The organism is Bradyrhizobium sp. SZCCHNS1022 (assembly GCF_032484835.1).
Classification (GTDB): Bacteria; Pseudomonadota; Alphaproteobacteria; order Rhizobiales; family Xanthobacteraceae; genus Bradyrhizobium.
This window is the reverse complement of the sequence record NZ_JAUETT010000001.1, coordinates 2,427,646-2,452,224: the sequence shown is the minus strand read 5'-3', so window position 1 is coordinate 2,452,224 and position 24,579 is coordinate 2,427,646. Positions and strand designations below refer to the sequence as shown.

The window sequence follows — 24,579 nt, the reverse complement described above, 5'->3', positions numbered from 1 at the left end:
AACAGACTGACCACCGCGTAGTTCGCGCAGCGGAAAGATGCCGGCCATCGGGCTAGCTGCCGACGCCGAGCAGCTGTGTCGGCTTCAGCCGCGCGGCGGCCCTATCGCTGGCGGCGGCGCGGCAGGCCGCTTCGATCGCCGTCGCTACGGCGTCATAGGTGAATCGCGCCAGCACATTGGCACGCGCGGCACTCGCCTTTGCCCGCAGCACGGCGGGATCGGCGGCCAGCCTGTCGAGCAGTTGCCGCAGGCTTTCGGGATCACGCTCCGGCACGATCCAGCCGCCCTCGCGGACCACATCCGGAATCGCACCACCGCTCGACCCGATCACCGGAATGCCGCAAGCCTGCGCCTCGATGATCACCCGCCCGAACTGCTCGCGCACTGCCTTGGTGGTGCGGGTCAGCAGCACCAACGCATCGAGCTCCTGTAGGAACGCGGCGACCTTCTGCGGCGAGCCCCAGCCGCGGAACGTCACGCAATCGCCAAGCCCCAAGGCTTTCGCGCGCCGGCGCAAGCGGACTTCATCGGGCCCCTCGCCCATGATGTTAAGGAGGACCGGCGATGTGGCCTGCGCAATCGCGTCCAGCGCATCGTCGAGTCCCTTTTCCTCAACCAGCCTGCCGACATAGCCGATCGTCAGCGGCCGGGTGCGCGGCGTGCTGACCGGCTCGGCGCTGGGCACGAAGGTCGCCAGATCCACGCCATAGCCGATCGGCGTCACTGGGCCCGTATAGCCGCACGCGCGAACCACCTCGGTCGCATCGGGGCTGCGCGACAGGATGTGATCGGTCCGGCCCAGCACAAATCCGCGGATGGTCTCGAACGGCGGCGGCAGCCGCTTGAGGATATTCTGATCGACCTCGAGCACGACAGCCGCACGCCGCCGCAGCAGCTGCGCCTGCAGCGCGACGACGCTCCACGGCTCCTCCCAGAGATGGATCACGTCGGGATCGATCTCGGACAGCAGGTGCCGCAGTGCCGGATAGAAGTGCAGATACCATTTCATCGGCCCGGCCTGCGGCAAACGAATCGGCAGCACATGAATGGAGAAGCCCTCCGCACGCGGTGGCTCGGCGACGATGGTGCGGCCGAACTCCTTCCAGACCGCCGGCATTACCAGATGCAGATCGATGTTGGTCCTGGCTGCGAGCGAGCGGTAACGCAGGAAGCCGGCCTCGCTGCTTGCGGCCGGATGCGCGATCGACACGATCCGTATGGGCATCCGATTAGACACGGCCAATGATCCTCGCCGCCGTGCCGCTGAGGCCGGTCAGATGCATCTCCATGACCGCAAGATCACGATGCGCGCCATTGATGGTATTGCGAGGCAGCGAGAACGGATCCTGGCCGTGACGAACCAGGCCCTTGCGCGTGGTCGCGGCGCTGCTGAATCCGGCCTGCCGGGCGAGCGCAAAATCGCGCGCACCGCAATCGGCTGCACGGCCATAGGGAAATGCGAAGTGCTGCACATCGATCCCGAGCCGTTCGTTCAAACGGCGGCGCGACTGCACCAGCTCGTCGAAGGCCGCTTGCGGCGAGAGATCCGAAACCCGCGCATGCGTGACGGTGTGAGCCCCGATCTCCGCCAAAGGATCCGTGGCCAACTCCTGCAGCATGTCCCAGGAGATCGCGTGCTTCCAGTGCATCGTGGTCATATCGATGTCGTTCGCCGCACAGAACGCAGCATAGTGGCGGCCGGCCTCGGGACCATCCCAGGACGCGGCTATCAACGCAAAGGCTGCGCGGCGCTGCTCGGACGTCGTCAGTTCGACCACCCCGTCATCGACCCGCACGCCGTCGTGGTGGAGCAGCACATCCTCCAGACCGGCCGTCCACAGCGGCAGCGTGCCGTCGGGAATCCCAGTGCTCACGAACAGCGTCACCGGCACCGCGTGCCGACGAAACAGCGGCAGCACCCATTCGTATGTGTCGCGATAGCAATCGTCGATCGAGAAATTGACGTAACGGCTGCGATCAGTTGCGTCCGCCGCGCGGCGCAGCGCTTCGCTCATCGTCACCACGTCCCAGCCGTCGCGGCGCAGATGTGTCAGGAACCGATCGAGAAAATCGAGGTCGATATGGAAGTCGCGGTTCGGCAGCCGCTCCCAGAGCGCAGACGGCGCGGCGCGGTGAAAGGTGAAAAAACATCCGCGGCGGCCCAGCACGCGATCATAGGCCTTGGCGAACGGCAGGACGAAGGCTTTGGTTCCCATCATGGCTTTTGCGACAGCGAGTGCGGCCAGGCTCAACTCAGCTCTCCCCTCACCTTGAATGATCTGCGGACCTGATTGAATGCCGCGCTGAATTGCGCCGGCATCAGCAAGCCCACGGCGAAAGCGAGACAGAGGAGATAGGCAAACCCGCCGGCGATTAAGCGCGGCAGCAGGCCGGCAATGGCATCCTGGATGAACTGACCCAGCACCGCCATCAACAAAGTCGGCACAAGCGCGAGGCCGATCGATGTCAGCACCTTCCGCCGCTCGCCGAGCACGACCACGACGCCGAGCAGAAGGACGAGACTGCGCAGCGCCTCGCCGATGCCGAGTAGTTGCATGCCCGACGCGGGCGAGGTCTCGACCATCGGGATCAGGAGGTTGAAGCCCATATTGACCGCGTAGCCCGACACGATGATCAGCGCGGCCGCGCCGTTGCGGCCCGCGCCGTTGAGCAGGCGGATCAGGATCCAGCCGAGCGTCGCCGCCCAGACACCGCAGGCGATGCCCTTCAGCGCGTGCGAGGTCAGCAGCAGGGCCTCGTCGCCGAAGGCACCGCGGAAATAGATCAGGCGCACGATATCGGTCGCGAACATCAGGAGGAACGCCGAGGCGGGCAAGGTCAACGCCAACAGCGGCCGCAGCAGCGTATCCAACTGGCTGCGCGGATCCTGAGGCGCATGATGCGACAGGACCGCCATGCCGAGCGGCTGGCTGATGAGCAGCAGCGCGCTTTCGGTCAATGAGCGGGCGTAATCGAGCGAGGCCACTGCGCCGGTCGTGAGGCGGGAGGCGGTCAGCCGCTCGATCCAGACATTGCCCTGCTCGGCGAGCGGTAGCGCCAGAAGGACGCGTAGCCTGCGGAAGAAATCAGTGGCCTTGGCAAAAATGATCGGGACTGTCAGGCCGGAGAAGCCGAGCACGCCCTCGCGCCACAGCGTGATCAGGCCCCACAGCGCCAGCGCGTTGAAGGCCAAGGTGAAGGAACAGGCCAGGACGTAGGCGTCGCCGGTGAGCATCAAAAGCGCGATGCCGGCGAGCACGGCGAGGTTCAACAGGCTGGCGCGGATATTGGTGAGGCGCGTACGACCAAGCGCGATCTCGCCGGCTGCGAGCACATTGAGCACGGCGGAGGCCGGCATGCTGAACGCCATCATCCGCACGAAATGCAAGGTCAGGTCGCGGCCCTCGCGCGAAAATCCGCCGACGATGGTATCGACCCATATCTCGCCGAGCAAGAGCACGATCAGCATCACCAGCGTGGATAGCGCTCCGATCACGATCGTCAGCGCGCCGAGGCTGCGCGACGGGTTGTCGCCCTGCAGCGCCGCGCGATGCATCGGGATCATGATCGCGGGCACACTTTCGTTCTGCAGGAAAGCGATCGGGATCAGCACGGCGGTCGTGGCGGAGCGGAAGCCGTCGGCGATCAGCGAGGCGCCGAGCACATGCGCCATCATCACTTCGCGCGCGAAGCCGAGCAGTTTGCTCGCCAGCGCGCCGCTGATCAGCAGTGCACTGAAGCGCCGCAGCGAATGCTGATGCGCACTCACGCGGCAGCTCCGGCCTGCGCCTTGGCGATCAGAAGCCCGATCGCCTCGCACATGCGCGCCAGGCTGTATTCGGCACGCGCGCGCTGCGCAGCATATTCCAGCTGGGTTGCGAGCTGATCCGGCCTTGCCAATACGGCGGCGATCGCGGCCGCCAGCGCGCGCGGATTGGCCGGCGGGATCAAGGTTCCAGCGCGACCGCGCTCCAGGATGTCAGGAGCCGCGCCGGCATCGGTCGCGATCACCGGCACGCCCGACAGCATCGCTTCGACCAGGGTACGGCCGAACGGCTCGGGATCGATCGAGGGATGCACCATCGCGTCGACCGCCTGCATCAGTTTCGGCACGTCGCTGCGATGGCCGAGGAAATGCACGCGCCCGGCCAAGCCGAGCTCGGCCACCATCTGCTGCAGCTGCGCCGCATAGTCCTGCTCGCCGAACAGCGCATCGCCGACCACGATACAGCCGACACCTGGAAGCGCCGCGAGCGCTTCGAGCAGGACGTGCTGGCCTTTCCAGGGCGCGAGCCGGCTGAACACACCGACGAGCGGCCCCTCCGGCAGGCCGAGCGCCTGTCGGAGGTCGCAGCGCAGGGTCTGCTCCCGCTGCAAGGCAAGCCCATTGGGTACGACCTCGACGAGGCTGCGCCGCCCGCCGGCGGCGATGAAAGCCGCGGCCGCCGCGTCGGATGGAACGATCACCTTCAGTGCACACCGGTTTGCAAGGAGGACTTGCATGCGCCGCTGCGCGGCGCCGAAATGTGCCGGGCTGATGATGTCGTGCAGATGCCAGATCAGCGGCCGCCGCGCCACGACACTGGCGAGCGCCGCCAGCACGAATGCCTTCTGCGAATTGGCATAGACGAGATCGTGGCCGCGCGCCGCTTTCGCGATCTCGACCACGATCGCCGCGAGCCGGCCGAGCAGCGGCAGCGCCGCCAATGCTGAGCTATCACGGCGGAAGCGCGACAGGCCGCGGCCATGCTGCGAGATGATGAGCTTCAGACCGCGTCCGGCCAGCGCCGCGCTCAGCGGTCCGTCCTCGAACAGAAAGGCGGATGAGTTCTGCCGGCCCGCGACGACGTCGAGCAGGATCAGCTCGGCGCCGCCGATCTGGCCGGTGTGATCAACAAACAGCACGCGCGCGCTTGACATCACCCTGCCCTGGCATAGGCGTCTGTTGCCGTGAACGCCGGTTGCGGCCGACCACCGTGTTCTGCGTCGGTCATCGTGACGACGATGGCGAGGTCGTCGGCCCCCAGCAATTTGACACGGGTGATCGCGGAGATCACCGGCTCGATGACGGAGCGATCGCTCCTGACGCATAGCAGCAGGTTATCAATCTTAGAGAGACACAAGCTCTCGAGCGCAGGCAGCGGACTGTCGATCAGCACCGCATCGTAGTCACCCAGTCCGGACAACAGCTCGGCAATCTTCGCTCCGAACAGCACACTGGCGACCCGCCCGGTTCTCTCGCCGAACGGCAGCACGTGCAGGTTGGGACGGTCCGTCCTGATCACTGCCTGGCTCACCGCTGCCGCGCCGGACAGTACGCCGGACAATCCGGGACTCGCCGGCAGCGATAACACCTGCGCAAAATCAGGATGGACGGGCTCGCACTCGACCATCAGGACGCGGCGGCCCGCGGCGGCCAGATGCTCGGCGAGCGACAATACGCAGGTCGTCTTGCCCTCGCCGTCCCCCGCCGACGTCACCACGATGCGCCGTGTCGGCCCGGATTCGACGAGGCCAAGCGCCTGGACCAGCGCACGCATACCGGCCTGAAACTCGGCGTCTTCCGACGCCAGCCGCAGTACCTGCGGAAGGGCGAGGTTGCGGTAATCCTGGAGAATGGCGCCGACCGCCGACAGCTGCCGCAATGTCTTGAGCCGTGGCAGGCAGGCCAGGATCGGTACATCGGCGATCTTCGGCAGCTGCGACCTTGGGACCTCCGCGATGGGCGGATCGGGCGTTTGCTCCACACTTTGTGGCGCCAGCGCCGGCGCCTGCTCGATCTCGGCGACGGCAGGCGCGGACGGTGGCATCGGCTGAGGCGCGACCGGCTGCGCAGATTGGGGCGCGGCCTCGCCCGTCGCGGAACGGCTGAGCTTATCGGCCAGCATGGTGGCGCCGATGCCGAAGATCAGCGCCAGCGTGGTGCCTGCGGCCAGGAATGGGATCTTCTTGGGAAAGAACGGCTTGTTCGGCAGTTCGGCCAGACTCACCAGCCGGGTGCTGCCTTGCAGGACCCGCCGCTCGGTCTCGAGCTCGCTCGCCTTCTTGTACAGCTCGGCATATTGCTGGCGCTTGATCTCGGTGTCGCGCACCATGCTCTCGATCGAGGCTTCGTCGAGCGTGGCCGAGCCGGCCTCCGCCTTCGCCGCATCCATCTGCGTCTTGAGCGAATTCACCAGGGCATCGTTCGCGTCATAGGCCTTCTTGGCGCTTGCGGCGATGTTTTGCATCTCCTCGACCAGCCGCTGCTGGATCATCGCCTGCTCGCGGCTCAGCGCCAGCATCGAGGGATGCTTCGGGCCGAGCATCGTCGCCGCGCTGGCGAGCTGCGCGCTGACTGCCGTCAGCTGCTGCTTCAAATCCGCAATGGTTCGGCTCGACAGTACCGAGGGCGCATCAGTCGGCCCCCGCTCCTGCTCCGACTTGATCTCCTGCAGCCGCGCAGCGGCTTCGGCCCGCGCGGCTTCCGCCTGCGAAAGCTGCTGGCCGATGCTGGTGAGCCGCTCCGACGAGATCGGCGCATTGGCGCCGCGCATCAGCCCCTTGGTGCGGCGGAACTGCTGGATCTTCTCGTCGGCAGCGCGCAGCTGCTGATCGAGCTGTTTCAGCTCCCGCCAGATCCAGGAGCTTGCGACCTCGCGACTGTTGGCGCCTTCGTTGCGCTGGTCGTCGAGAAACGCCTGGGTCAGTGCATTGGCCAGCGTCTGCGCCACTTCGGGAATGCCCGACTGATACGAGATATTGATCACGCGGGAGCGGCCGGCGGATGCGACACTGAAGCGACCGTCGACATGCTCGATGAAGGCGCCCGCATCGGTCTTGAGCTTGTCGCAGCTGCCCGCGCCACCCAGCAGCCGTCCGCGCTCGCACTCCTCGACCACCGCCGGAATGACGCCCGGGGTGCTCATCACCAGCCGCAACAGCCGGGGCGAACGAATGACGAGCAGCTGGCTCTCCATATCGGCGGGATCGCCGACCTTCTGGGCCCACGCCGAAGAGGCATTGGCGGCCGCGCCAGGTTCCTGCTCGGCGACGATGACGGATGCAGTGCCGAGATAGCGCACCGGCAACAAGACCAGCGCGAGCACGGCCAAGCCCAGAATGGCGGCGAACACCGCGCCGAACACGCGGCGGCGACGCCACACCGTGCCGGCAATCGCAAGGCCGGCCAGGCTATCGGATCTGCTCGCGTGGCTCATCTTCCTGGTCTCACCCCAACGGTCCCGTTACGCGATCAGCCGCGCTGCCTGGCTCTGATCCCCCCCATGCAGGCGTTCGAACTCTTCGTTCACGGCCGCAACGAACTGGCTGCGGAACCGCTCGGCAGAGAAGAAGGCCGCCCGCTGGCGACAGTCGAGCCGCGAGATCGACCGTTCCTTGGCGACGAACGACAGCACGCATGCGGCGATCGACTGCGGATCGGCCGCCTCGAAGAACATTCCGGTCGGCCGCGGTCCGCCGGCCAGGATCGACTCGCGCGCGCCGCCGCGGCCTAAAGCCAGCACGGGCGCGCCTTCGGACTGCGCCTCGACGAGAACGATGCCGAAATCCTCCTCCGCCGCGAACACGAATGCCCGCGCGGTCGCCATCAGGTCACGCAGCTGTTTGTCGGGGACAAAGCCGACGAACTTGATGTTCGGCCCGGCAATCGCCTTGAGCCGATCAGCTTCCGGGCCGTCGCCGGCGACGATCAGCTCCAGATCCGGCAGCCCGTTGAAGGCGTGCACGATCGGCTCGATGCGCTTGTAGGGGACGAGCCGGCTGGCGGCTAGGAAGTGATTGCCCACGGGAAGGATGACATCGCGATTGGCCAGCGATACCGGCGGATAGATCACCTTGGCCTCGCGCCCATAGATCTTCTTGATCCGGCGGGCGACGAATTGCGAATTCGTGAAGATCGCATCGGGACCATGCGCGGTGCGTGCGTCCCAGATCCGCATCCGGTGCAGGAGCATGCGCGCCATCGCGCCTTTCAGGCCGGTCGCGTAGCCGCTTTCGTTCAGATAGACGTGCTGCAGATCCCAGGCATATCGCATCGGCGAATGCACATAGGCGACATGCAGCTGCTCCGGTCCGGTGAGCACGCCCTTGGCGACGGCGCAACTGCTCGAAATGACGAGATCGTAGCTCGACAGGTCGAACTGCTCGATCGCAAGCGGCATCAGCGGCAGATAGGAGCGGTGGCGCTTGTGCAGAAACGGCATCTTCTGCAGGAAGCTGGTGTGGGACGTCTCGAACCCCAGCTTGCGCCGGTCTTCGGGACGAAGAAGATCGAACAGCGTGAAGACGTCCGCATTCGGATAGCAGCGCAGGATTTCGCGCAGGACCTGCTCGGCGCCGCCCAGGACGTACAGCCAATCGTGAACTATAGCGACGCGCATCGGGACCTCCGAGTCCAGGGCAATTTAATGAAACCCTTAAGGGAGGTATCGACGCGCACAACCCGATCCTAAATTCCTAGTTAATCGCTGTTCGCTTCACGCCCGCTGTTTTTGGGTTAACAGGTAAGGAAGCGGAAAGGACACGCGCAGGAAAGTCCGCGTCATGCCGGAACATCTTTGCGTGCACCGAGCACAGATACGCGCGGGTCCTGTTCTGGCACACGTGCTGATCGTAGAATTTTTAGATTAACAGGCCATTGCCTGGATCAGATCCGCAGCCCTGGTCGTCAGACGGGCGCCTACCTGACCTGCCGCTTCTCGAGCTTGCGGGCCAAGGTACGGCGATGCATGCCGAGCCGCCGCGCGGTCTCCGAGATGTTGAAGTCGGTCTCGATCAGGGTCTGATGGATCCGCTCCCATTCCAGCGTTTTGATCGAGGTCGACCGGTCGGCGAGCGCGACCTGCGGATTGCCCTGCGCCTTGCGAAACGCGTCCTCGATGTCATCGGTATTGGACGGTTTTGCCAGGTAATGGCAGGCCCCGAGCTTGATGGCTTCCACGGCCGTAGCTATGCTGGCATAGCCGGTCAGCACGACGATCAGCATCTGCGGATCATGCGCATGCAACGTCTCGACGCAGACGAGGCCCGATGCGCCGCCGAGCTTGAGATCGACCACGGCGTAACCGGGCGACTTCACTTTCAGGATCTCGCCGACTTCATCGCAAGACACGGCAACCACGACGTCGTAGCCGCGCCGCTCGAAGGAGCGCTTCAAAGTGCGCGCAAAACCCTCGTCGTCCTCGACGATGAGCAGGGATCGGTCACTCTCCACCGCATTCTCCAATCGCAAGCATCGACAGCGGCAATGACAATCGCACCGTCGCGCCACGCCCCCGATGGTTCCAGGCCGAAACGACACCGCCAAGCTTGCGGATCACGTTGACCACCAGGAACAGGCCGAGACCGCCGCCCGGCCGTCCTTTGCTGCTTTGATACGGCCGGCCGAGTTGCGCGAGAATGGCACGGTCGAAGCCGGGGCCGCGGTCGCTGATGCTCAGAAGCAGCATGTCGCCGTCACGTTCGACGACAAGCTCTACCCAATCGCGCGAAACTTCGTAGGCGTTGTCAAGCACGTTCACGATCGCCTGCTTCAGCGCGACGTCGGAGACGATCGCGAGGTCATCGCCAAACTCGTTCCGGAAGATCAGATTGCGGGCCGAGCGCGCGGTGCGCCACTCGTCGACCAGGGCGGCGAGAAAGCGCTTCAGCGTGGTCGGCGCAGATCCCTCGCCGCGCGCCTGCCCGGCCGATACCAGGATGTCCGTGACGATGGATTTGCAGCGCTGCACCGAGGCTTCCATCTCGGCGAAATCGTCCGCGATCGCGGGATCGGAGGCGATCGCCGGCATACGCCGCCAGTCGTTCAGAATCACGGACAGCGAGGCGAGCGGCGTGCCGAGTTCGTGCGCCGCGCCCGAGGCCAGCAGGCCCATCCGGATGATGTGATCCTGCTCGGCGGCATGTTGGCGCAAGGCGGCAAGCTTGGCATCGCGCTCGCGGAGGTTCCGGTTGATACGGGTCACGAATACGACGAGCAGAACGGCGTCGAGCACGAAGCCGACGAAGGTGCCTGTGACATACAGGCTGAAGACCTCGCTGGCGCTGTGGTGCGGCAGCTGCAACGGCCGATAGGAGACGACGAGCCAGATGAAGCTGACGCATGTCAGCGCGACCAGAGACCAGCTCGAACGTGCGTCGAGCAGCACTGCGCCGAGTGTCACCTGAAGCAGATAGAGGCAGGTGAACGGATTGGAGGCGCCGCCGGCCAGATGCAGTTCGGCCGTCAACGCCACGACGTCGAGCATCAGCGCGATCAGGAGATCGCGGTTGTTGACGTCGTCACGGTATCTGAGCCAGGTCTCGCTGATCACATTCAACGCAATCAGCGCGCAGATCACGGCCGCCATCGGTGCAAGCGGCAAGCTGATATCGAACCACCAGGTGACGAACGTGATGGTGGCGATCTGTCCGGCCACCGCGGTCCAGCGCAGCTGAATCAGCAGCGCCATGTTCTTGCGGTTGGTCGTATCCGCGGCCGGCAGCGGCGAACCGAGCGCCTCGGTGGCATTGGCTGCGACCGGCAAGGTCGCGGCTTCGTTCCTCATGGCAAGTCCCGAGATCTCATCGTGTCGACTGCGCATCAACCTCAAAGCTTGGCCTATCAGAAGACCTTCAGCTTGTCCCGGCGGCATTGCCGCTAAGTTGCCTCCTGCGGACGGCGGCCGGGCGACCGGCGCAACTGGACAAGGCGGTGCAGTCCAGCCCCCGCCAGCATGGTTGCCAAGCTAAACCAGGTCAGCGCGTAGACCAGGTGATTGTTCGGAAAGGAGATCACGGTCAAGCCGCCCCGCGGCCAACCGCCCGGATTTGGGGTCGCATCGGCGTCGATGAAGAACGGCGCAACCTGCGGCAGGCCCCGCGCCGCCGCGATCGCCCCGACGTCACGTGAATACCAGCGGTTGGTAGCCGGATCATTCTTGCGCAGGAAGCCCCCGCCCGGTTCCGAGATCCGCAGCAGCCCGGTCACCGCGACGGGTTCCATCGGGTTCCCTTCCGCTCGCGTCGCGGGATTGCGACGGTCTACTGGGACGAAGCCCCGGTTGATCAGCACGATCGTGTGATCGGTTGTCTCGAGAGGTGTGACGACCCAATAGCCCGGGCCCTCGACGGTCAGGGCCTGCACCAACGTCTCGCGATCATTCAGGAAGCGGCCGCTGGCGATAACCCGGCGGTATTCGTCCTCACTGCGATTGACTGCCGACCACGATGCCAGGCCGGGCATTGGCACCGCCGCGGCATGGACGCGCTGTTCGACCCGGTCGATGAGATCGAGCTTCCAGACGCGCCGCTCCAGCTGCCAGACACCGAGCGCCAGCAGCACCGCAACGCAAACGCCCCACGCGAGCCCGAGCAACAGGGACGACAGCCGGCGCGCGTTGCGGCGCTCACAATCGATCCCCTCGTGCTCGGCCCCCTCCGTGGGAGGCTCTGTCACGGCGATGGGCTCATCTCGTGTACGGGCATCATGTTGGTGGTCAAATGGTGCATGACCCACAATGAACCGCTCAGGGCGATCACCACCACGATGATCGTGAAGATCAGCGCCATCATGGTCCAGCCGCCTTCCGCGCGCGAGTTCATGTGCAGGAAGTAGACCATATGGACCACGACCTGCACAGCCGCCAGCGCCATGATGACGAGCGCAGCCACCTGCTTGTCGAGCGTTCCGCTCATCACCAGCCAGAACGGCAGCGCGGTCAGGACGACCGAAGCTGCAAAGCCGATCCACAGATCGGACCGGGTGCCGTGGCTGTGGTCCCCGGCATCCGCGCCGTGGATGTGGGCTTGGGCGTGGACATCCGTGCTCATCGCAGCATTCCCATGAGATAGACGACGGTGAAGACGCCGATCCAGATGACGTCGAGGAAGTGCCAGAACATGCTCAGGCAGAACAGCCGGCGGCGGTTGGCCTCGATCAGACCATGGGTCCGGACCTGCACCATCAGGGTCACCAGCCAGATCAGGCCAAAGGTGACGTGCAGGCCGTGGGTGCCAACCAGGGTGAAGAATGACGACAGGAAGGCGCTGCGCTGGGGCGTCGCGCCTTCATGGATCATGTGCGCGAACTCGGACAGCTCGATGCCGAGGAAGCCGAGACCGAACAGGCCGGTCACCACCAGCCAAGCCTGCATCGCGCCGGCGCGCGACTGTCCCATGGCGAGCATGGCAAGACCATAGGTGAGCGACGACAGCAGCAGGAACGTGGTGTTGACCGCGACCAGCGACAGGTCGAACAGATCCTTCGGCGCCGGGCCCGCGGCATATTTGCCGCCGAGCACGCCATAGACGGCGAACAGCATCGCGAAGATGAGGCAGTCGCTCATCAGATAGATCCAGAAGCCCAGCATGGTGCTGTGGCCTTCCGGATGCTCGTGCTCGTCGACGACGTAGAAGACCGGCTCGCCGGCCTTCATCGATCCCATCGCAATGGTCATGCCTTCCCTCCTGCCGCGAGCAGCTCGGTCCGTGCACGCTCGGTGCGCACGACCTCGTCGGCGGCGATATGGAAACTCTGATGATAGTTGAAGGTGTGGCGGATCGCGACCGCAAGCAGCGCAACGAAGCTCACCGCCGCCAGCCACCAGATGTACCAGATCAAGCCGAACGCCATCGCGGTCGCAAGCCCCGCCAGGATCACGCCAGTGCCGGTGTTGCTCGGCATGTGGATCGCCTTGAAGCCGGCCAAGGGCCGCGCGTAGCCGCGACGCTTCATGTCCCACCAGGCATCGTTGTCATGCACCATGGGCGTGAAGGCGAAGTTGTAGGCCGGCGGCGGCGAGGAGGTCGCCCACTCCAAGGTGCGGGCGTCCCAGGGATCGCCGGTGACGTCAGCAAGCTCCTTGCGGCGGAGAATGCTGACCGCGATCTGGACCAGGAAGCAGCCGATGCCGCAGGCGATCAAAAGCGCACCGATGCCGGCGATGACGAACCAGATCTGCAACGACGGATCATCGAACACGCGCAGCCGCCGCGTCACGCCCATCAGCCCCAGCACATAGAGCGGCATGAAGGCGAAGTAGAAGCCGACCACCCAGAACCAGAACGACATCTTGCCCCAGAACGGATCCAGCTTGAAGCCGAACGCCTTCGGGAACCAGTAGGCGATGGCGGCAAACACGCCGAACACCACGCCGCCGATGATCACGTTGTGGAAATGCGCGATCAGAAACAGGCTGTTGTGCAGCACGAAGTCCGCCGGCGGCACCGCGAGCAGCACGCCGGTCATGCCGCCGATCACGAAGGTCAGCATGAAGGCGACCGTCCACATCATCGGCAGTTCGAAGCGGATTCGCCCCCGGTACATCGTGAACAGCCAATTGAACATCTTCGCCCCCGTCGGGATCGAGATGATCATGGTGGTGATGCCGAAGAACGAGTTGACGCTCGCCCCCGAGCCCATCGTGAAGAAATGGTGCAGCCACACCAGGTAGGACAGGACGGTGATGACGACGCTGGCGTAGACCATCGAGGTGTAGCCGAACAGGCGTTTGCCGGAGAAGGTCGCGGTCACCTCAGAGAACACGCCGAAGACCGGCAGCACGAGGATGTAGACCTCCGGATGGCCCCAGATCCAGATGAGGTTCACGTACATCATCGGATCGCCACCGAAATCGTTGGTGAAGAAATTGGTGCCGACGTAGCGGTCCAGCGACAGCAGCGCGAGAACCGCGGTCAAGACCGGGAAGGAGGCGACGATCAGCACGTTGGTGCAGAGCGAGGTCCAGGTGAACACCGGCATCTTCATCATGGTCATGCCGGGCGCACGCATCTTCACGACGGTGCAGATCAGGTTGATGCCCGACAGCGTCGTGCCGACGCCCGCCACCTGCAGCCCCCAGATGTAGTAATCGACGCCGACGTCTGGACTATAGGCAAGATTCGACAGCGGCGGATAAGCGAGCCAGCCGGTGCGCGCGAACTCGCCGATGAACAGCGAGGCCATCACCAGCACCGCGCCGCCGACCGTCATCCAGAAGCTGAAATTGTTCAGGAACGGGAACGACACGTCGCGGGCCCCGATCTGCAGCGGCACCACGAAGTTCATCAGCCCGGTGACCAGCGGCATCGCCACGAAGAAGATCATGATGACGCCATGCGCCGTGAAGACCTGATCGTAGTGATGGGCCGGCAGGAAACCGTCCGAGCCGTTGAAGGCCATCGCCTGCTGCATGCGCATCATCAGCGCATCTGCAAAGCCGCGCAGCAGCATGACGATGCCGAGCACCATGTACATGATACCGATGCGCTTATGGTCGACGCTGGTGAACCATTCGCGCCACAGATAGGCCCAGAGCCGGAAATAGGTGATGGCGCCGAGCAGCGCGATGCCGCCGAGCGCGACCACCGCGAAGGTGCCGACGATGATCGGCTCGTGCAGCGGCAGCGACTCCAGCGTGAGCCGTCCGAAGATCAGCCTGGTGAGATCGTGGGTGTCAAACATGGCTCTATCTCACGAATCCGATCTGGAGCTGCGGCCGAAGATGAAGGAGGTCGAAGACTTCAACGCGAAACCGGGACGCGCCAATCCGCTGCCGCGCAACGGCGTCGCATCGCGCGGCGCGGGAACGATGATCGAGGCGTCCGACATCCGGCTGATCTGGTCGCCGGGCAGACAGACCCCGCCCGTGATATAGCTGGGCTCGGGACCGAACACGGCGCCGCGCGCGGCGAACTTGTCGTAGGTCAGCGGCAGCGTGTTCCGGATGCCGGCAAGGCCCATGCCGCCCTTGGCGTCGATCGCCATCATCTCACTGGTGCACATCTTGCCGGTCTCGACGCACATGTTGAGGATCGCCGGGAACAGCTCCTCGTCCACCGGCGCGTAGAAGCGGACCGGCTCGTTCTCGCTGGGGCGCTCAAGCGCGAGATACTCCTGCCGGCCGAGCCGGCTGTTGGCCGACTTCGCTTTGGCGATCCATTTGTCAAAATCGGCATCGGCCAGCGCCTGGAAGGTGAAGCGCATGTGCGAGAAGCCGGCGCCGGAATAGTTGGCGGAGAAGCCGCGATAGCTGCCGGGCGCATTGATCACCGCGTTCAGCCGCGTCTGCATGCCCGGCATCGCGTAGATCTGGCCGGCGAGCGCGGGAATGTAGAATGAGTTCATCACCGAAGAGGCCGTGATCTTGAAATCGAGCGGCCGGTTGACGGGTGCGGCAAGCTCGTTGAGGCTGGCGACGCCATATTCCGGGTAGATGAACAGCCACTTCCAGTCGAGCGCGACGACATCGACCTCCAGCGGCCTGTTGTCCGGGCTCGCCGGACGATCCGAGGCGATGCGCCCGAGCGTCCGGTAGGGATCGAGCAGATGCGTGCCCATCCAGGTCACGGCGCCAAGGCAGATGATGATCAGAAGCGGCGCCGCCCAGATCATCAACTCGAGTTGAGTGGAGTGATCCCACTCCGGCGTGTACGTAGCCGACGTATTCGACTGCCGGTAGCGCCAGGCGATCACGGCGGTCGCCACCATGACGGGCACCACGATCAACAGCATCAGGACGGTGGCGATAACAACGAGGTCGCGCTGTTGCGCGGCCACGTCGCCAGCCGGCGACAGGACCACGAAATCACACCCGCCAAGAGCGAGACCAAGCGGCAATAAAGCCAAGAGTTTCAGATGACGCACGCTTAACCCCATCAAGCGACGGATTTTTTCCGGCGGAGAGGTAGCGATGCTGCAGCGCATCCAACATTGGACAATTTGTCCAATACCGAGCCCGCGGCAGCGCGGCCAAACACAAGCAGGGCTCAAGGCCCGACAGGATCACTTAAGGTAGACTGGAATCGTGATGACACATGCGGCGGCAACGGCTGATGCGATCCCCGGCGCTTCCCACGGCCACGAAGCCCATCCGGGCGAGATCGCCATCGGCGTCATCATCGGGCGCACGTCCGAATTCTTTGACTTCTTCGTCTATGCCATCGCCTCGGTGATCGTGTTCCCGCGGCTGGTGTTTCCGTTCGCCGACGATTTGCACCAGACCCTTTATTCTTTCGCGCTATTTGCGCTCGCCTTCATCGCCCGCCCCTTCGGCAGCGTGATCTTTATGGCGATCGACCGCCGCCACGGCAAGAATGCCAAGCTGATCACCGCGCTGGTCCTGCTCGGGACCTCGACGGTCGCGATCGCCTTCCTGCCGAGCTATTACACGATCGGCGCCTCGGCGATCTGGCTGCTGGCACTGGCGCGCATCGGCCAGGGTCTGTCCTGGGGCGGCAGCTGGGATGGCATGGCCTCGCTGCTCGCCATGAACGCGCCGGAAAACCAGCGCGGCTGGTATGCGATGATCCCGCAGCTCGGCGCACCGCTCGGCCTGATCGTCGCCAGCACGCTGTTTGCGTTCTTCGCCGGCTATCTGTCCGCCGCGGACTTCTTCGACTGGGGCTGGCGCTATCCGTTCTTCGTGGCCTTCGCGATCAACGTGGTCGCGCTGTTTGCCCGGCTGCGCATGGTGGCGACGCCTGAATATGCCGAGCTGTTCGAGAGCCGTGAGCTGCAGCCGGCCCGCATCTCCAACACCATTCGTCACGAGGGCCGCAACATCGTCATCGGCGCATTCGCACCGCTGGCGAGCTTCGCGCTGTTTCATATGGTGACGGTGTTTCCGCTTTCCTGGGTGTTCCTGTTCACGCGGGAGAGCCCGACGCGCTTCCTCGTGATCGAGACCGTCGGCGCAGTGTTTGGCGTGATCGCGATCGTGGCCTCCGGCCTCTTGGCCGACCGGATCGGACGCAAGCCGCTGCTGATGGGCTCGGCGATTGCAATCGCCGTGTTCTCCGGCTTTGCCCCACAACTGCTCGACGCCGGCGCAATCGGCGAGACGACCTACATGGTGCTCGGCTTCGTCCTGCTCGGGCTGTCGTTCGGGCAATCCTCAGGCGCGATCGCCTCCAACTTCGCCCGCGCCTATCGCTACACCGCCTCGGCGCTGACTTCCGATCTTGCCTGGCTGTTCGGCGCGGGATTTGCCCCGCTCGCGGCGCTGCTGCTGGCTGCCAATTTCGGGCTGATGTCGGCCGGCGCCTATCTGCTGTCCGGCGCGATCTGGACCGTGCTCGCGCTGTGGCTCAGCGGGCCGCAGCAGATCCAGCGTTAGAGCGGCGATCGGTCATCAGGCCGCGGGCAATGCGAAGGAAAACGTTGCGCCGCCCTCGGGCGCGTTGCCGGCAATGAGTTCGCCGCCGTGCTCGCGCACGATGCCATAGCTGATCCAGAGCCCGAGGCCCGTTCCCTCGCCGACCCGCTTGGTGGTGAAGAACGGCTCGAAGACGTGGCTCAAGTGATCCTGGTCGATGCCGGGGCCGTTGTCGGAGACCCTGAACAGGATCTCATTGCCCTCGCGCTGGGCCGATACTATGAGCCGCGGCACCTCCGTCGTACGCATCGCATGGATCGCGTTCTCGACCAGGTTGACGATCACCTGATGCAACTGGCCTTCATTGCCCGAGATCCAGAGATCCGGCCCGACCTCGATCTGGACATCCAGATGCCGCTGCTTGGTCCGAACCGCCCACAGCACTGCGGTATTGATAAGCCGCTCGATGTTGACCCGCTCGACCTCGCCGATCTTGGAAAATGACAGCCGGCGCAGGTTCTTGACGATTTCGCTGATGCGGACTGCGCCCTCCAGGGTGCCCTCAATCAGCGAGCCGAAATCCTCCAGGATGGCATCGATGCGAAGCTCGCTCTTCAGCTGGGCAACCTCGGGAGCGATCGGCTGCTCGTGAATCGCATCGAGATAGGTGACGAGCGCCGTCCGATAGCGCATCAAGGTATGGATGTTGCCGTAGACGAAGCTGATCGGATTGTTCAGCTCATGCGCGACGCCGGCGACGAGCCGGCCGAGGCTCGCCATCTTCTCCTGCTCGACCAGCTGGCGCTGCGCCCGCTGGAGTTCCCGATGCGCCTTGTGGAGCGCCTCATAAGCGCGGCGGAGCTCGCCGATCGGGCGACCGGTCAGCACGACGCCGATAAAGCGGCCGCGATGATCATGCCGGGGCGAGCTGTTGATGGCGAACAGATCGGAACTGCCCTGCTCGTTGAGGAAGCGCAGCTCGCTGTCGACCACCTCCGCCGCACCGCGCGGCTTCAGCAGCGGCGGCAGCTTGGTCCTGTCGCCGGCATCGATCACATCGGCGACGTTGCCGCCGACGATCTCCTGCATGGCGCGGCCAGTGGTCTGCTGAAACGCTGAATTTGCCTGCTGCACCGTGCCGCCGGCATCGCAGACCACCAGGATGTCGGACACCGATTCGATCACATTGGTGACGAAGGCCTGCGCCTCTTCGAGCTCGGCGTTCTTGTGCTCGAGATCGACCTCGTAGCGGAGGAGATCGGAATAGACCTCGTCCATCTTGCGGATCACTTCGATCCACACCCCTTCGCGCTCGCTGTCGAACTCAAGCGAGCCACGGCCGGCGATCAGCTTCAACAGGGTTTCTGACCCCGGCATCTCAGGAGAGGACGTGGCCTTTGCCATTTTTTCTCAAATCATATCGGGACAATTTATTGCGTAAGCCCACGCGCGACAGGCCGAGCTCGTTCGCGACCCGGCTGATATTCCCCTCGTATTTCTCAAGATAGCTGACGATGACCGTCTTTTCGAGATCTTCCACCTTGTCCTTGAGGGTCGCTGAGCCGTTGAGCTTGCCATTGGCCGCCGAAGCTACACGGCGCGCGCTGCGGCGTCCGGCGAAGGGCGGACAGCGCAGCTCGTCGGCATCGGCCAACACGGCCATGCGCTGGATCTCATTCTGCAGCTCGCGCACATTGCCGGGCCAGTGATATCTGGAGAACTCCTCCAGCACCGATGACACGAAGCGCAGATGCGGCCGGTTGAACGAGGTCTTGACTGCCGACAGGACCCCTTCGGCAATCAACGGAATGTCCATGGGGCGGTCGCGCAGCGCCGGCATATGCACGGGAAACGCCGCAAGCCGGTAGTAAAGATCACGACGGAAGCGGCCAGCCTCGACCTCGGCTTCCAGATCGCGATTGGTGGCGGCGACGACGCGGACATCGACCTTGCGCACCCGCTGCGCGCCTAATGGCCTGATCTCGCTCTCCTGCAGCACGCGCAGCAGCTTCACCTGAAAGGCGGGCGAGGTCTCCCCGATCTCATCGAGGAAGATGGTGCCGCCATCGGCGACCTCGAACAGGCCGATACGATCCTGATAAGCGCCGGTGAACGCACCCTTCTTGCAGCCGAACAATTCGCTCTCCAGCAGTTCGTCCGGCAGAGCACCGCAATTCTGGATCACAAAGGCCTTGGTTGCGCGCGCGGAGCCATAGTGGATGGCGCGCGCCAGGAGCTCCTTGCCGGTTCCGGACTCGCCGGTGATCAGCACCGAGATGTCGTAATCCGCCGCGCGCCGGCCGAGCTCGATCACGCCGCGCATGGGACTGTCAGGCGCGTGCAGGATGCGCTCGAAATCATAGAGCTGCTTGGCGGCGCCGCGCTTGACCGAGACCACCTTCTTGACATGCGCAGGCCGCGCCTTGACGTCGACGCCGGCGGTCTCGGTCTCCTTCTGCAGCCGATAGAGCTGGACGGCCTCGCGGACGATCTCGATCAGTCGCTCCGGCTGCCAGGGCTTGGTGATGTATTGATAGATGCCGGCCTCGTTCAGGCCGGCAATGATGTCTTCCGAATCCGAATAGCCGGAGATGATCATCCGGACCGGATCGGGCCACAACTCGCGAACACGCTTGAGGAAGCTGACGCCGGATTCCTGCGGCATGCGCTGGTCGCAGATCACGGCGTGCACGATCTCGCCTTCGAGCAGCTTCTCGGCATCTGCCGTGCTGCCGGCGCAGAGCACCTCGAAATCCTGATTGAGGACCCGTCGCAGCGCCTCCTGCGAGCGAACCTCGTCGTCGACGATCAGTATCGTCCCCTGCACGCTCATCGCCTCAACAGATCCCTGCTCAACAAATCCTTGGCAACTGCTCGCCAGACAGCCAGTCGACAATCCGCCCGCCGCCAAAGCTCGTCGCCATCTGGACGAAGCGGTGGTCGTCAGCCACCGCCTCACCGACATCGGCAGCATCGCGACCGAGCGGATGCGCTCTCATGGCAGCCAGGACGGACGCCGCCACTTCCGGCGCGACCACCGCGACCAGCTTACCTTCGTTGGCGATATGCAACGGATCAAGCCCGAGCAGTTCGCAGGCGGCGGCCACGGCCGGCTTCACCGGGATAGCTTCCTCCTGCAAGCGGAAGCCAAGCCGCGATTGCTGGGCAATCTCGTTCATAGTCGCCGCAAGCCCACCACGAGTGGGATCGCGCATCAACCGGATGCCCTGCCCTCCCGCCGCGACCATGACATCGACGAGGTCGTGCAGTGCCGCAGAATCGGACACGATCTCGGTTTCGAAAGCGAGGTTCTGGCGTTTCGACATGATGGCGACGCCGTGATCGCCGAGGCTGCCCGACAGCAGCACGCGATCGCCCGGGCGCGCCTTGTCCGCGGACAGATCGAGACCATCGGGCAGCACGCCGACGCCCGCAGTGGAGATGAAGAGACCGTCGGCCTTGCCGCGCTCGACCACCTTGGTATCGCCGGTGATGATGGCAATGCCGGCGGACCGCGCCGCCTCGCCCATCGCATCGGCAATTCGCTTCAGATCGGAAAGGCCGAAGCCTTCCTCGATGATGAAGCTCGCCGAGAGATAAAGCGGCTTCGCACCCGCCATCGCGATGTCGTTGACCGTACCATGCACCGCGAGCGAGCCGATATTGCCGCCGGGAAAGAACAAGGGCGACACCACGTAGCCGTCAGTGGTCATCACCATGCGCCCGGGCCGCACGTCGAAGGCCGACTGATCGTTGCCTCGCGCCAGCCATTCATTGCCGAATGCCTCATGAAAGATGCCGGAGATGAGCTGTCCCATCGCCCGTCCACCGGCGCCATGCGACAGGTCGACACAGCCGTTCCTGAGATCGAGTCGGCGCTGCGGGGCGCTCATGATGCGAGCCTCCGCTGGTGGTCCCGGAAGCGGCCATAAGTCCAATGCGCAGCACACGCGCCCTCCGACGACACCATGCAGGAACCGATCGGGGTTTCCGGCGTGCAGGCGGAGCCGAACAGCTTGCAGTCGACCGGCTTCTTCAGCCCGCGCAGAATCGCCGGGCACTCGCAGGCGGGATTGTCGGCGACGATCTTCTCGCCCATCGCAAAGCGCAGCTCGGCGTCGAAGCGCGCGAAGGCCGGGCTCAACTTGAGTCCGCTATGCGGGATCGATCCCAAGCCCCGCCATTCGAACGAATCACGCAGCGCGAAGATCTCAGCCACATCGGCCTTGGCCCGCGGATTGCCGTCGCGAGCCACGGCGCGGCGATATTGGTTCTCCACCTCGTGGCGGCCGTCATTGACCTGCTCGACCAGCATCAGGATCGCCTGCATCATGTCAAGCGGCTCGAAACCCGCGATCACCACCGGCTTGCCATCCTCCTCGGCGAATGGCGCATAAGGCGCGGTGCCGATCACGGTCGACACATGCGCCGGGCCAACGAAGCCGTCGATCTCGACCGGATTCTCGCTATCCAGGATCGCGCGCATCGCCGGCGGGGTCAGCACGTGATTGCAGAACACGCTGAAGTTCGGCAGATCCTTCTTCGCAGCGAGCTTGAGCATGACTGCGGTCGGCGGCGTCGTAGTCTCGAAGCCGATGGCGAAGAACACGATTTCGCGGGCCGGATTGTCTTCTGCGATCCTGATCGCATCGAGGGTCGAATAGACCATGCGGATGTCGGCGCCACGCGCTTTCGCCCGTAGCAGCGAGGTGCCGCGCGAGCCGGGCACCCGCATCAGATCGCCGTAGACGCAAAGAATGACCTCGGGCCGCTCGGCAAGCTGGATCGCCATGTCGATGCGTCCCGCCGGCAGCACGCAAACCGGGCAGCCGGGGCCATGGATCATGCGGACATTGGCGGGCAGCATGTCCTCGAGACCGTAGCGCGCGATCGCATGGGTGTGGCCGCCGCAGAACTCCATGAAGCGGTAAGACCTCTGCGGGTCCGCCTTGGCACGGATCGCGCGCGCCAGTCCTGTTGCAATCTCCTTGTCGCGAAACTCGTCGGCATATTTCATGGCTGCGCCTCCGCCTGTTCGCCGAACTGCCGGAGCAGATTGAGCGTCTCTTGAGCTTCCGCCGGATCGATCTTGGCCAGCGCATAGCCGACATGGAGGATGACGTAGTCGCCGACCGCGAGGTCCTCGACCAGCGCGACCGAGACCTCTTTGCTGACGCCGTCGATCGAGACGATCGCCATGTCGTCGGGCAAGAGCTTGATCACCTCAGCGGGAATGGCAAGGCACATCAGGTCGATCCTCCAAGATGCGATTGCGGGGCAAGCGTGAGCGCGGCGACCCAGGCCTGCCCCAGACTTAAACCACCGTCATTGGGCGGCAGCTGGCGTGGCCGCAGCGGATTCAATCTGGCGGCGCGGCAGCCATGCTCGATCTGCTCCACCAGGTGAGCATTCAGGAAACAGCCGCCGCTCAACACGATGTCGGAGACGTTCAGCCAACGCGCAGCGCCAACAACCCAATCAACGCAAGCGGCAGCGAAGGTGCCGTGGAAGAGGCCGGCGGCTTCGACCGCATCGCCGTCAGCGAGCAGGCGTTCAAACAAGGGCCTCAGCGACAGCACACGGTTGCGAATCTCCCAGCCGCCATCGAGCACCGAGGCTTTGCGTACCAGCGCTTCGAGCTTCATCGCCGCTTCGCCCTCGTAGCTCTGCACGGCACAAACACCGAGCAGCCCGGCCGCCGCATCGAAGAGCCGTCCGGCGCTGGTCGTCACCGGCACATCGGCCCGTTCGAGCAATGGCAGCAGATATTTCGCCTGCAGGTGAGCGGAAAACCGGCGCGGGATCTCGTTGCCCCGTCCGAGTCCATGCAACAGCGCCGCCGCCATCCGCCAGGGCTCCCGTGCTGCGCGATCGCCGCCCGGCATTTTCAGCGGGGCCAGATGGCCGATGCGGCGAAAGCCTGCGCCGTCACAGAGCAGCAGCTCGCCGCCCCAATTGCCGCCGTCCGAACCATAGCCGTAGCCGTCCAGCACCAGTGCAAGCGCAGGCCCAACGTGACCATGTTCGGCCAGCACGGACGCGGCATGGGCGTGGTGATGCTGTACAGCCATTGTCGGCCGCCCGCTGGCCTCGGCAAAGCGCGTCGAAGCCATGTCGGGATGCAGATCATGCGCGATCGCCACCGGCTCGACGTCGAGAACGCGGGTCTGATGATCGATCGTCTCTTCGAAAAAGCGGATAGCCGCTGCAGTATCGAGGTCGCCGATGTGCTGGGAGACGAAGGCCTCGTCGCCACGCGTCAAGGTCACGGTCGTTTTGAAATGCCCGCCCACCGCCAGGATCGGCGGCACCTTGCGCGCAAGCCGGATCGGCTCGGGCACATAGCCACGCGCGCGGCGGATGAATTGCGGCCGCCCCGCCACCACCGACAGCACGGAATCGTCGGCGCGGGTCACGACGGCGCGGTCATGGGTCACGACCAGATCGGCGATGCCGGCAAGCCGCTGTTCAGCCTCCATGTTGTCGATCAGGAGCGGATCGCCGCTGAGGTTGGCGCTGGTGCAGACGAGCGCCCAATGCGCCACTTCACCCGGCGCGTCGCGCAGGGCGAGCGCATGGAAGATCAGATGATGCAGCGGCGCCACCGGCAGCATCACTCCAATTCTATCGAGCCCCGGCGCGATCGATGGCGCCACAGCGTGACGCGACTTCAGCAGCACGATCGGTCGTGCGACGGATTGAAGCAAAGCCCGCTCGGTTGCATCGACCTCGGCGAACGCGACCGCCGCATCCGCTACTGCCACCATCACGGCGAATGGCTTCTGGTCGCGCTGCTTGCGTGATCTCAGTTGCCCCACCGTCGCTTCGTTGCGCGCATCGCAGAGCAGCTGATACCCGCCGAGCCCCTTAATCGCGACGATGCGGCCCTCCTCAAGCGCTGCGGCAATCTCGTCGAGGCCGTGGCTGAGTTGCGGCCCGCAGCACGGGCATGAGATCGCCTCGGCGTGAAAGCGCCGGCCGGCTGGATTCTCGTATTCGGCAGCGCAGGCCTCGCACAACGGAAACCGCTTCATCGCCGTGGTGGCGCGGTCGTAGGGCAGCCGTTCGGCAATGGTGAAGCGCGGACCGCAGTCGGTGCAGGTCACGAACGGATAGAGGTGGAAGCGGCTCTTGGGGTCGAACAGTTCGGCCAAGCATTGCGGACAAGTCGCGGCGTCCGGCGCGATCCGTGTCGCGATCTGTCCGCGTCCGCTCTCGCGAATTTGGAAGGCATCGCTTGCGGCAGGCGCGACGCGCTCCACCGAGATGTCGTCGATGCGCGCCAAAGGCGGCGTCTGGCGCGGCAAGGCTTCGACGAAATCGGCAGCGTTGTCGCCCTCGACCTCGATCAGGACTCCCTGCGGATCATTGGCGACGAAGCCGCCGAGCCGGTAGTGCTTCGCCAATCCATAGACATAGGGACGAAAGCCGACGCCCTGCACGGCGCCGCGAACGCGCAGCCGCAGCCTGGTGCCATGCTGTGCCTGGGCGCCGCCGTTCATGA

At 64.7% G+C, this 24,579-nt stretch carries 20 protein-coding genes; 1 reads left to right on the top strand and 19 read right to left on the bottom strand.

Translation table 11 applies throughout. The annotated features are described in order from the left end of the window. Positions 1-52: 52 nt before the first annotated feature. The 13 genes from QX071_RS11110 to cyoA all read right to left on the bottom strand — a co-directional run bounded on the left by QX071_RS11110 (position 53) and on the right by cyoA (position 15,625). On the bottom strand, positions 53-1,237 hold the full coding sequence (locus QX071_RS11110; RefSeq protein ID WP_315700778.1) for a glycosyltransferase: 1,185 nt from the start codon (positions 1,235-1,237) through the stop codon (positions 53-55). After that, positions 1,230-2,252 carry a polysaccharide deacetylase family protein gene (locus QX071_RS11105; protein WP_315700779.1) on the bottom strand — a complete coding sequence of 341 codons (1,023 nt, stop codon included), beginning with the start codon at positions 2,250-2,252 and terminating at the stop codon, positions 1,230-1,232. The genes QX071_RS11110 and QX071_RS11105 overlap by 8 nt, the downstream gene beginning before the upstream one ends. Then, complete coding sequence (locus QX071_RS11100) at positions 2,249-3,769, bottom strand: lipid II flippase MurJ (RefSeq protein ID WP_315700780.1); 1,521 nt, start codon at positions 3,767-3,769, stop codon at positions 2,249-2,251. Before QX071_RS11100 ends, QX071_RS11105 begins: the two co-directional genes overlap by 4 nt. Continuing rightward, positions 3,766-4,923: a glycosyltransferase family 4 protein gene (locus QX071_RS11095; RefSeq protein WP_315700781.1), complete on the bottom strand. Its 1,158-nt coding sequence runs from the start codon at positions 4,921-4,923 to the stop codon at positions 3,766-3,768. The genes QX071_RS11100 and QX071_RS11095 overlap by 4 nt, the downstream gene beginning before the upstream one ends. Then, complete coding sequence (locus tag QX071_RS11090) at positions 4,920-7,199, bottom strand: exopolysaccharide transport family protein (protein ID WP_315700782.1); 2,280 nt, start codon at positions 7,197-7,199, stop codon at positions 4,920-4,922. The genes QX071_RS11095 and QX071_RS11090 overlap by 4 nt, the downstream gene beginning before the upstream one ends. Positions 7,200-7,226: 27 nt before the next feature. Continuing rightward, entirely contained in the window at positions 7,227-8,381 is a 1,155-nt protein-coding gene (locus QX071_RS11085) for a glycosyltransferase (protein ID WP_315700783.1), read from the bottom strand. A 299-nt stretch (positions 8,382-8,680) separates the two neighbouring features. After that, positions 8,681-9,214: a response regulator transcription factor gene (locus QX071_RS11080; protein ID WP_315700784.1), complete on the bottom strand. Its 534-nt coding sequence runs from the start codon at positions 9,212-9,214 to the stop codon at positions 8,681-8,683. Then, positions 9,204-10,547 (bottom strand): ATP-binding protein, encoded by a 1,344-nt coding sequence (locus tag QX071_RS11075; protein WP_315700785.1) that lies wholly within the window; start codon positions 10,545-10,547, stop codon positions 9,204-9,206. Before QX071_RS11075 ends, QX071_RS11080 begins: the two co-directional genes overlap by 11 nt. A gap of 92 nt (positions 10,548-10,639) precedes the next feature. Next, positions 10,640-11,398, bottom strand: a complete 759-nt coding sequence (locus QX071_RS11070; RefSeq protein WP_409977544.1) for an SURF1 family protein — start codon at positions 11,396-11,398, stop codon at positions 10,640-10,642. Positions 11,399-11,433: 35 nt separating this feature from the next. Next, positions 11,434-11,811, bottom strand: a complete 378-nt coding sequence (gene cyoD / locus QX071_RS11065) for a cytochrome o ubiquinol oxidase subunit IV (RefSeq protein ID WP_315700786.1) — start codon at positions 11,809-11,811, stop codon at positions 11,434-11,436. Then, on the bottom strand, positions 11,808-12,437 hold the full coding sequence (gene cyoC / locus QX071_RS11060; protein WP_315700787.1) for a cytochrome o ubiquinol oxidase subunit III: 630 nt from the start codon (positions 12,435-12,437) through the stop codon (positions 11,808-11,810). The genes cyoD and cyoC overlap by 4 nt, the downstream gene beginning before the upstream one ends. Next, positions 12,434-14,443 carry a cytochrome o ubiquinol oxidase subunit I gene (gene cyoB / locus QX071_RS11055; protein WP_315700788.1) on the bottom strand — a complete coding sequence of 670 codons (2,010 nt, stop codon included), beginning with the start codon at positions 14,441-14,443 and terminating at the stop codon, positions 12,434-12,436. The genes cyoC and cyoB overlap by 4 nt, the downstream gene beginning before the upstream one ends. Positions 14,444-14,452: 9 nt before the next feature. Beyond that, entirely contained in the window at positions 14,453-15,625 is a 1,173-nt protein-coding gene (gene cyoA / locus QX071_RS11050; protein WP_315700789.1) for a ubiquinol oxidase subunit II, read from the bottom strand. 163 nt (positions 15,626-15,788) lie between these two features. On the opposite strand from cyoA, the gene QX071_RS11045 reads away from it, so the two are divergent. Beyond that, positions 15,789-17,096: an MFS transporter gene (locus tag QX071_RS11045; RefSeq protein WP_315700790.1), complete on the top strand. Its 1,308-nt coding sequence runs from the start codon at positions 15,789-15,791 to the stop codon at positions 17,094-17,096. Positions 17,097-17,111: 15 nt separating this feature from the next. Here the strand turns inward: QX071_RS11045 and QX071_RS11040 are convergent, their stop codons facing one another. From QX071_RS11040 to hypF, 6 genes are read right to left on the bottom strand one after another with little or no spacing between them, the layout of a single operon-like run. After that, positions 17,112-18,479: an ATP-binding protein gene (locus QX071_RS11040; RefSeq protein ID WP_315700791.1), complete on the bottom strand. Its 1,368-nt coding sequence runs from the start codon at positions 18,477-18,479 to the stop codon at positions 17,112-17,114. Continuing rightward, the gene (locus tag QX071_RS11035) at positions 18,454-19,908 is read right to left on the bottom strand and encodes a sigma-54 dependent transcriptional regulator (protein ID WP_315700792.1); all 1,455 of its coding nucleotides are present in this window, start codon (positions 19,906-19,908) and stop codon (positions 18,454-18,456) included. Before QX071_RS11035 ends, QX071_RS11040 begins: the two co-directional genes overlap by 26 nt. Positions 19,909-19,927: 19 nt before the next feature. Continuing rightward, a complete protein-coding gene (gene hypE / locus QX071_RS11030; protein ID WP_315700793.1) occupies positions 19,928-20,968 on the bottom strand; it encodes a hydrogenase expression/formation protein HypE in 1,041 nt (346 codons plus the stop codon). Next, positions 20,965-22,092 (bottom strand): hydrogenase formation protein HypD, encoded by a 1,128-nt coding sequence (hypD, locus tag QX071_RS11025; RefSeq protein WP_315700794.1) that lies wholly within the window; start codon positions 22,090-22,092, stop codon positions 20,965-20,967. Before hypD ends, hypE begins: the two co-directional genes overlap by 4 nt. Beyond that, positions 22,089-22,322 (bottom strand): HypC/HybG/HupF family hydrogenase formation chaperone, encoded by a 234-nt coding sequence (locus QX071_RS11020; RefSeq protein ID WP_315700795.1) that lies wholly within the window; start codon positions 22,320-22,322, stop codon positions 22,089-22,091. The genes hypD and QX071_RS11020 overlap by 4 nt, the downstream gene beginning before the upstream one ends. Further along, the gene (hypF, locus tag QX071_RS11015) at positions 22,322-24,577 is read right to left on the bottom strand and encodes a carbamoyltransferase HypF (RefSeq protein ID WP_315700796.1); all 2,256 of its coding nucleotides are present in this window, start codon (positions 24,575-24,577) and stop codon (positions 22,322-22,324) included. Before hypF ends, QX071_RS11020 begins: the two co-directional genes overlap by 1 nt. Between the last annotated feature and the right edge of the window lie 2 nt (positions 24,578-24,579).

What these genes read in the sequence shown, in the direction of transcription:
- QX071_RS11090 (WP_315700782.1), bottom strand. Translation starts at nt 7,199, where the DNA reads ATGAGCCACGCGAGCAGATCCGATAGCCTGGCCGGCCTTGCGATTGCC.
- QX071_RS11085 (WP_315700783.1), bottom strand. Translation starts at nt 8,381, where the DNA reads ATGCGCGTCGCTATAGTTCACGATTGGCTGTACGTCCTGGGCGGCGCC.
- QX071_RS11075 (WP_315700785.1), bottom strand. Translation starts at nt 10,547, where the DNA reads ATGAGGAACGAAGCCGCGACCTTGCCGGTCGCAGCCAATGCCACCGAG.
- cyoD (WP_315700786.1), bottom strand. Translation starts at nt 11,811, where the DNA reads ATGAGCACGGATGTCCACGCCCAAGCCCACATCCACGGCGCGGATGCC.
- cyoC (WP_315700787.1), bottom strand. Translation starts at nt 12,437, where the DNA reads ATGACCATTGCGATGGGATCGATGAAGGCCGGCGAGCCGGTCTTCTAC.
- cyoB (WP_315700788.1), bottom strand. Translation starts at nt 14,443, where the DNA reads ATGTTTGACACCCACGATCTCACCAGGCTGATCTTCGGACGGCTCACG.
- QX071_RS11045 (WP_315700790.1), top strand. Translation starts at nt 15,789, where the DNA reads ATGACACATGCGGCGGCAACGGCTGATGCGATCCCCGGCGCTTCCCAC.
- QX071_RS11040 (WP_315700791.1), bottom strand. Translation starts at nt 18,479, where the DNA reads ATGGCAAAGGCCACGTCCTCTCCTGAGATGCCGGGGTCAGAAACCCTG.
- QX071_RS11035 (WP_315700792.1), bottom strand. Translation starts at nt 19,908, where the DNA reads ATGAGCGTGCAGGGGACGATACTGATCGTCGACGACGAGGTTCGCTCG.
- hypE (WP_315700793.1), bottom strand. Translation starts at nt 20,968, where the DNA reads ATGAGCGCCCCGCAGCGCCGACTCGATCTCAGGAACGGCTGTGTCGAC.
- hypD (WP_315700794.1), bottom strand. Translation starts at nt 22,092, where the DNA reads ATGAAATATGCCGACGAGTTTCGCGACAAGGAGATTGCAACAGGACTG.
- QX071_RS11020 (WP_315700795.1), bottom strand. Translation starts at nt 22,322, where the DNA reads ATGTGCCTTGCCATTCCCGCTGAGGTGATCAAGCTCTTGCCCGACGAC.
- hypF (WP_315700796.1), bottom strand. Translation starts at nt 24,577, where the DNA reads ATGAACGGCGGCGCCCAGGCACAGCATGGCACCAGGCTGCGGCTGCGC.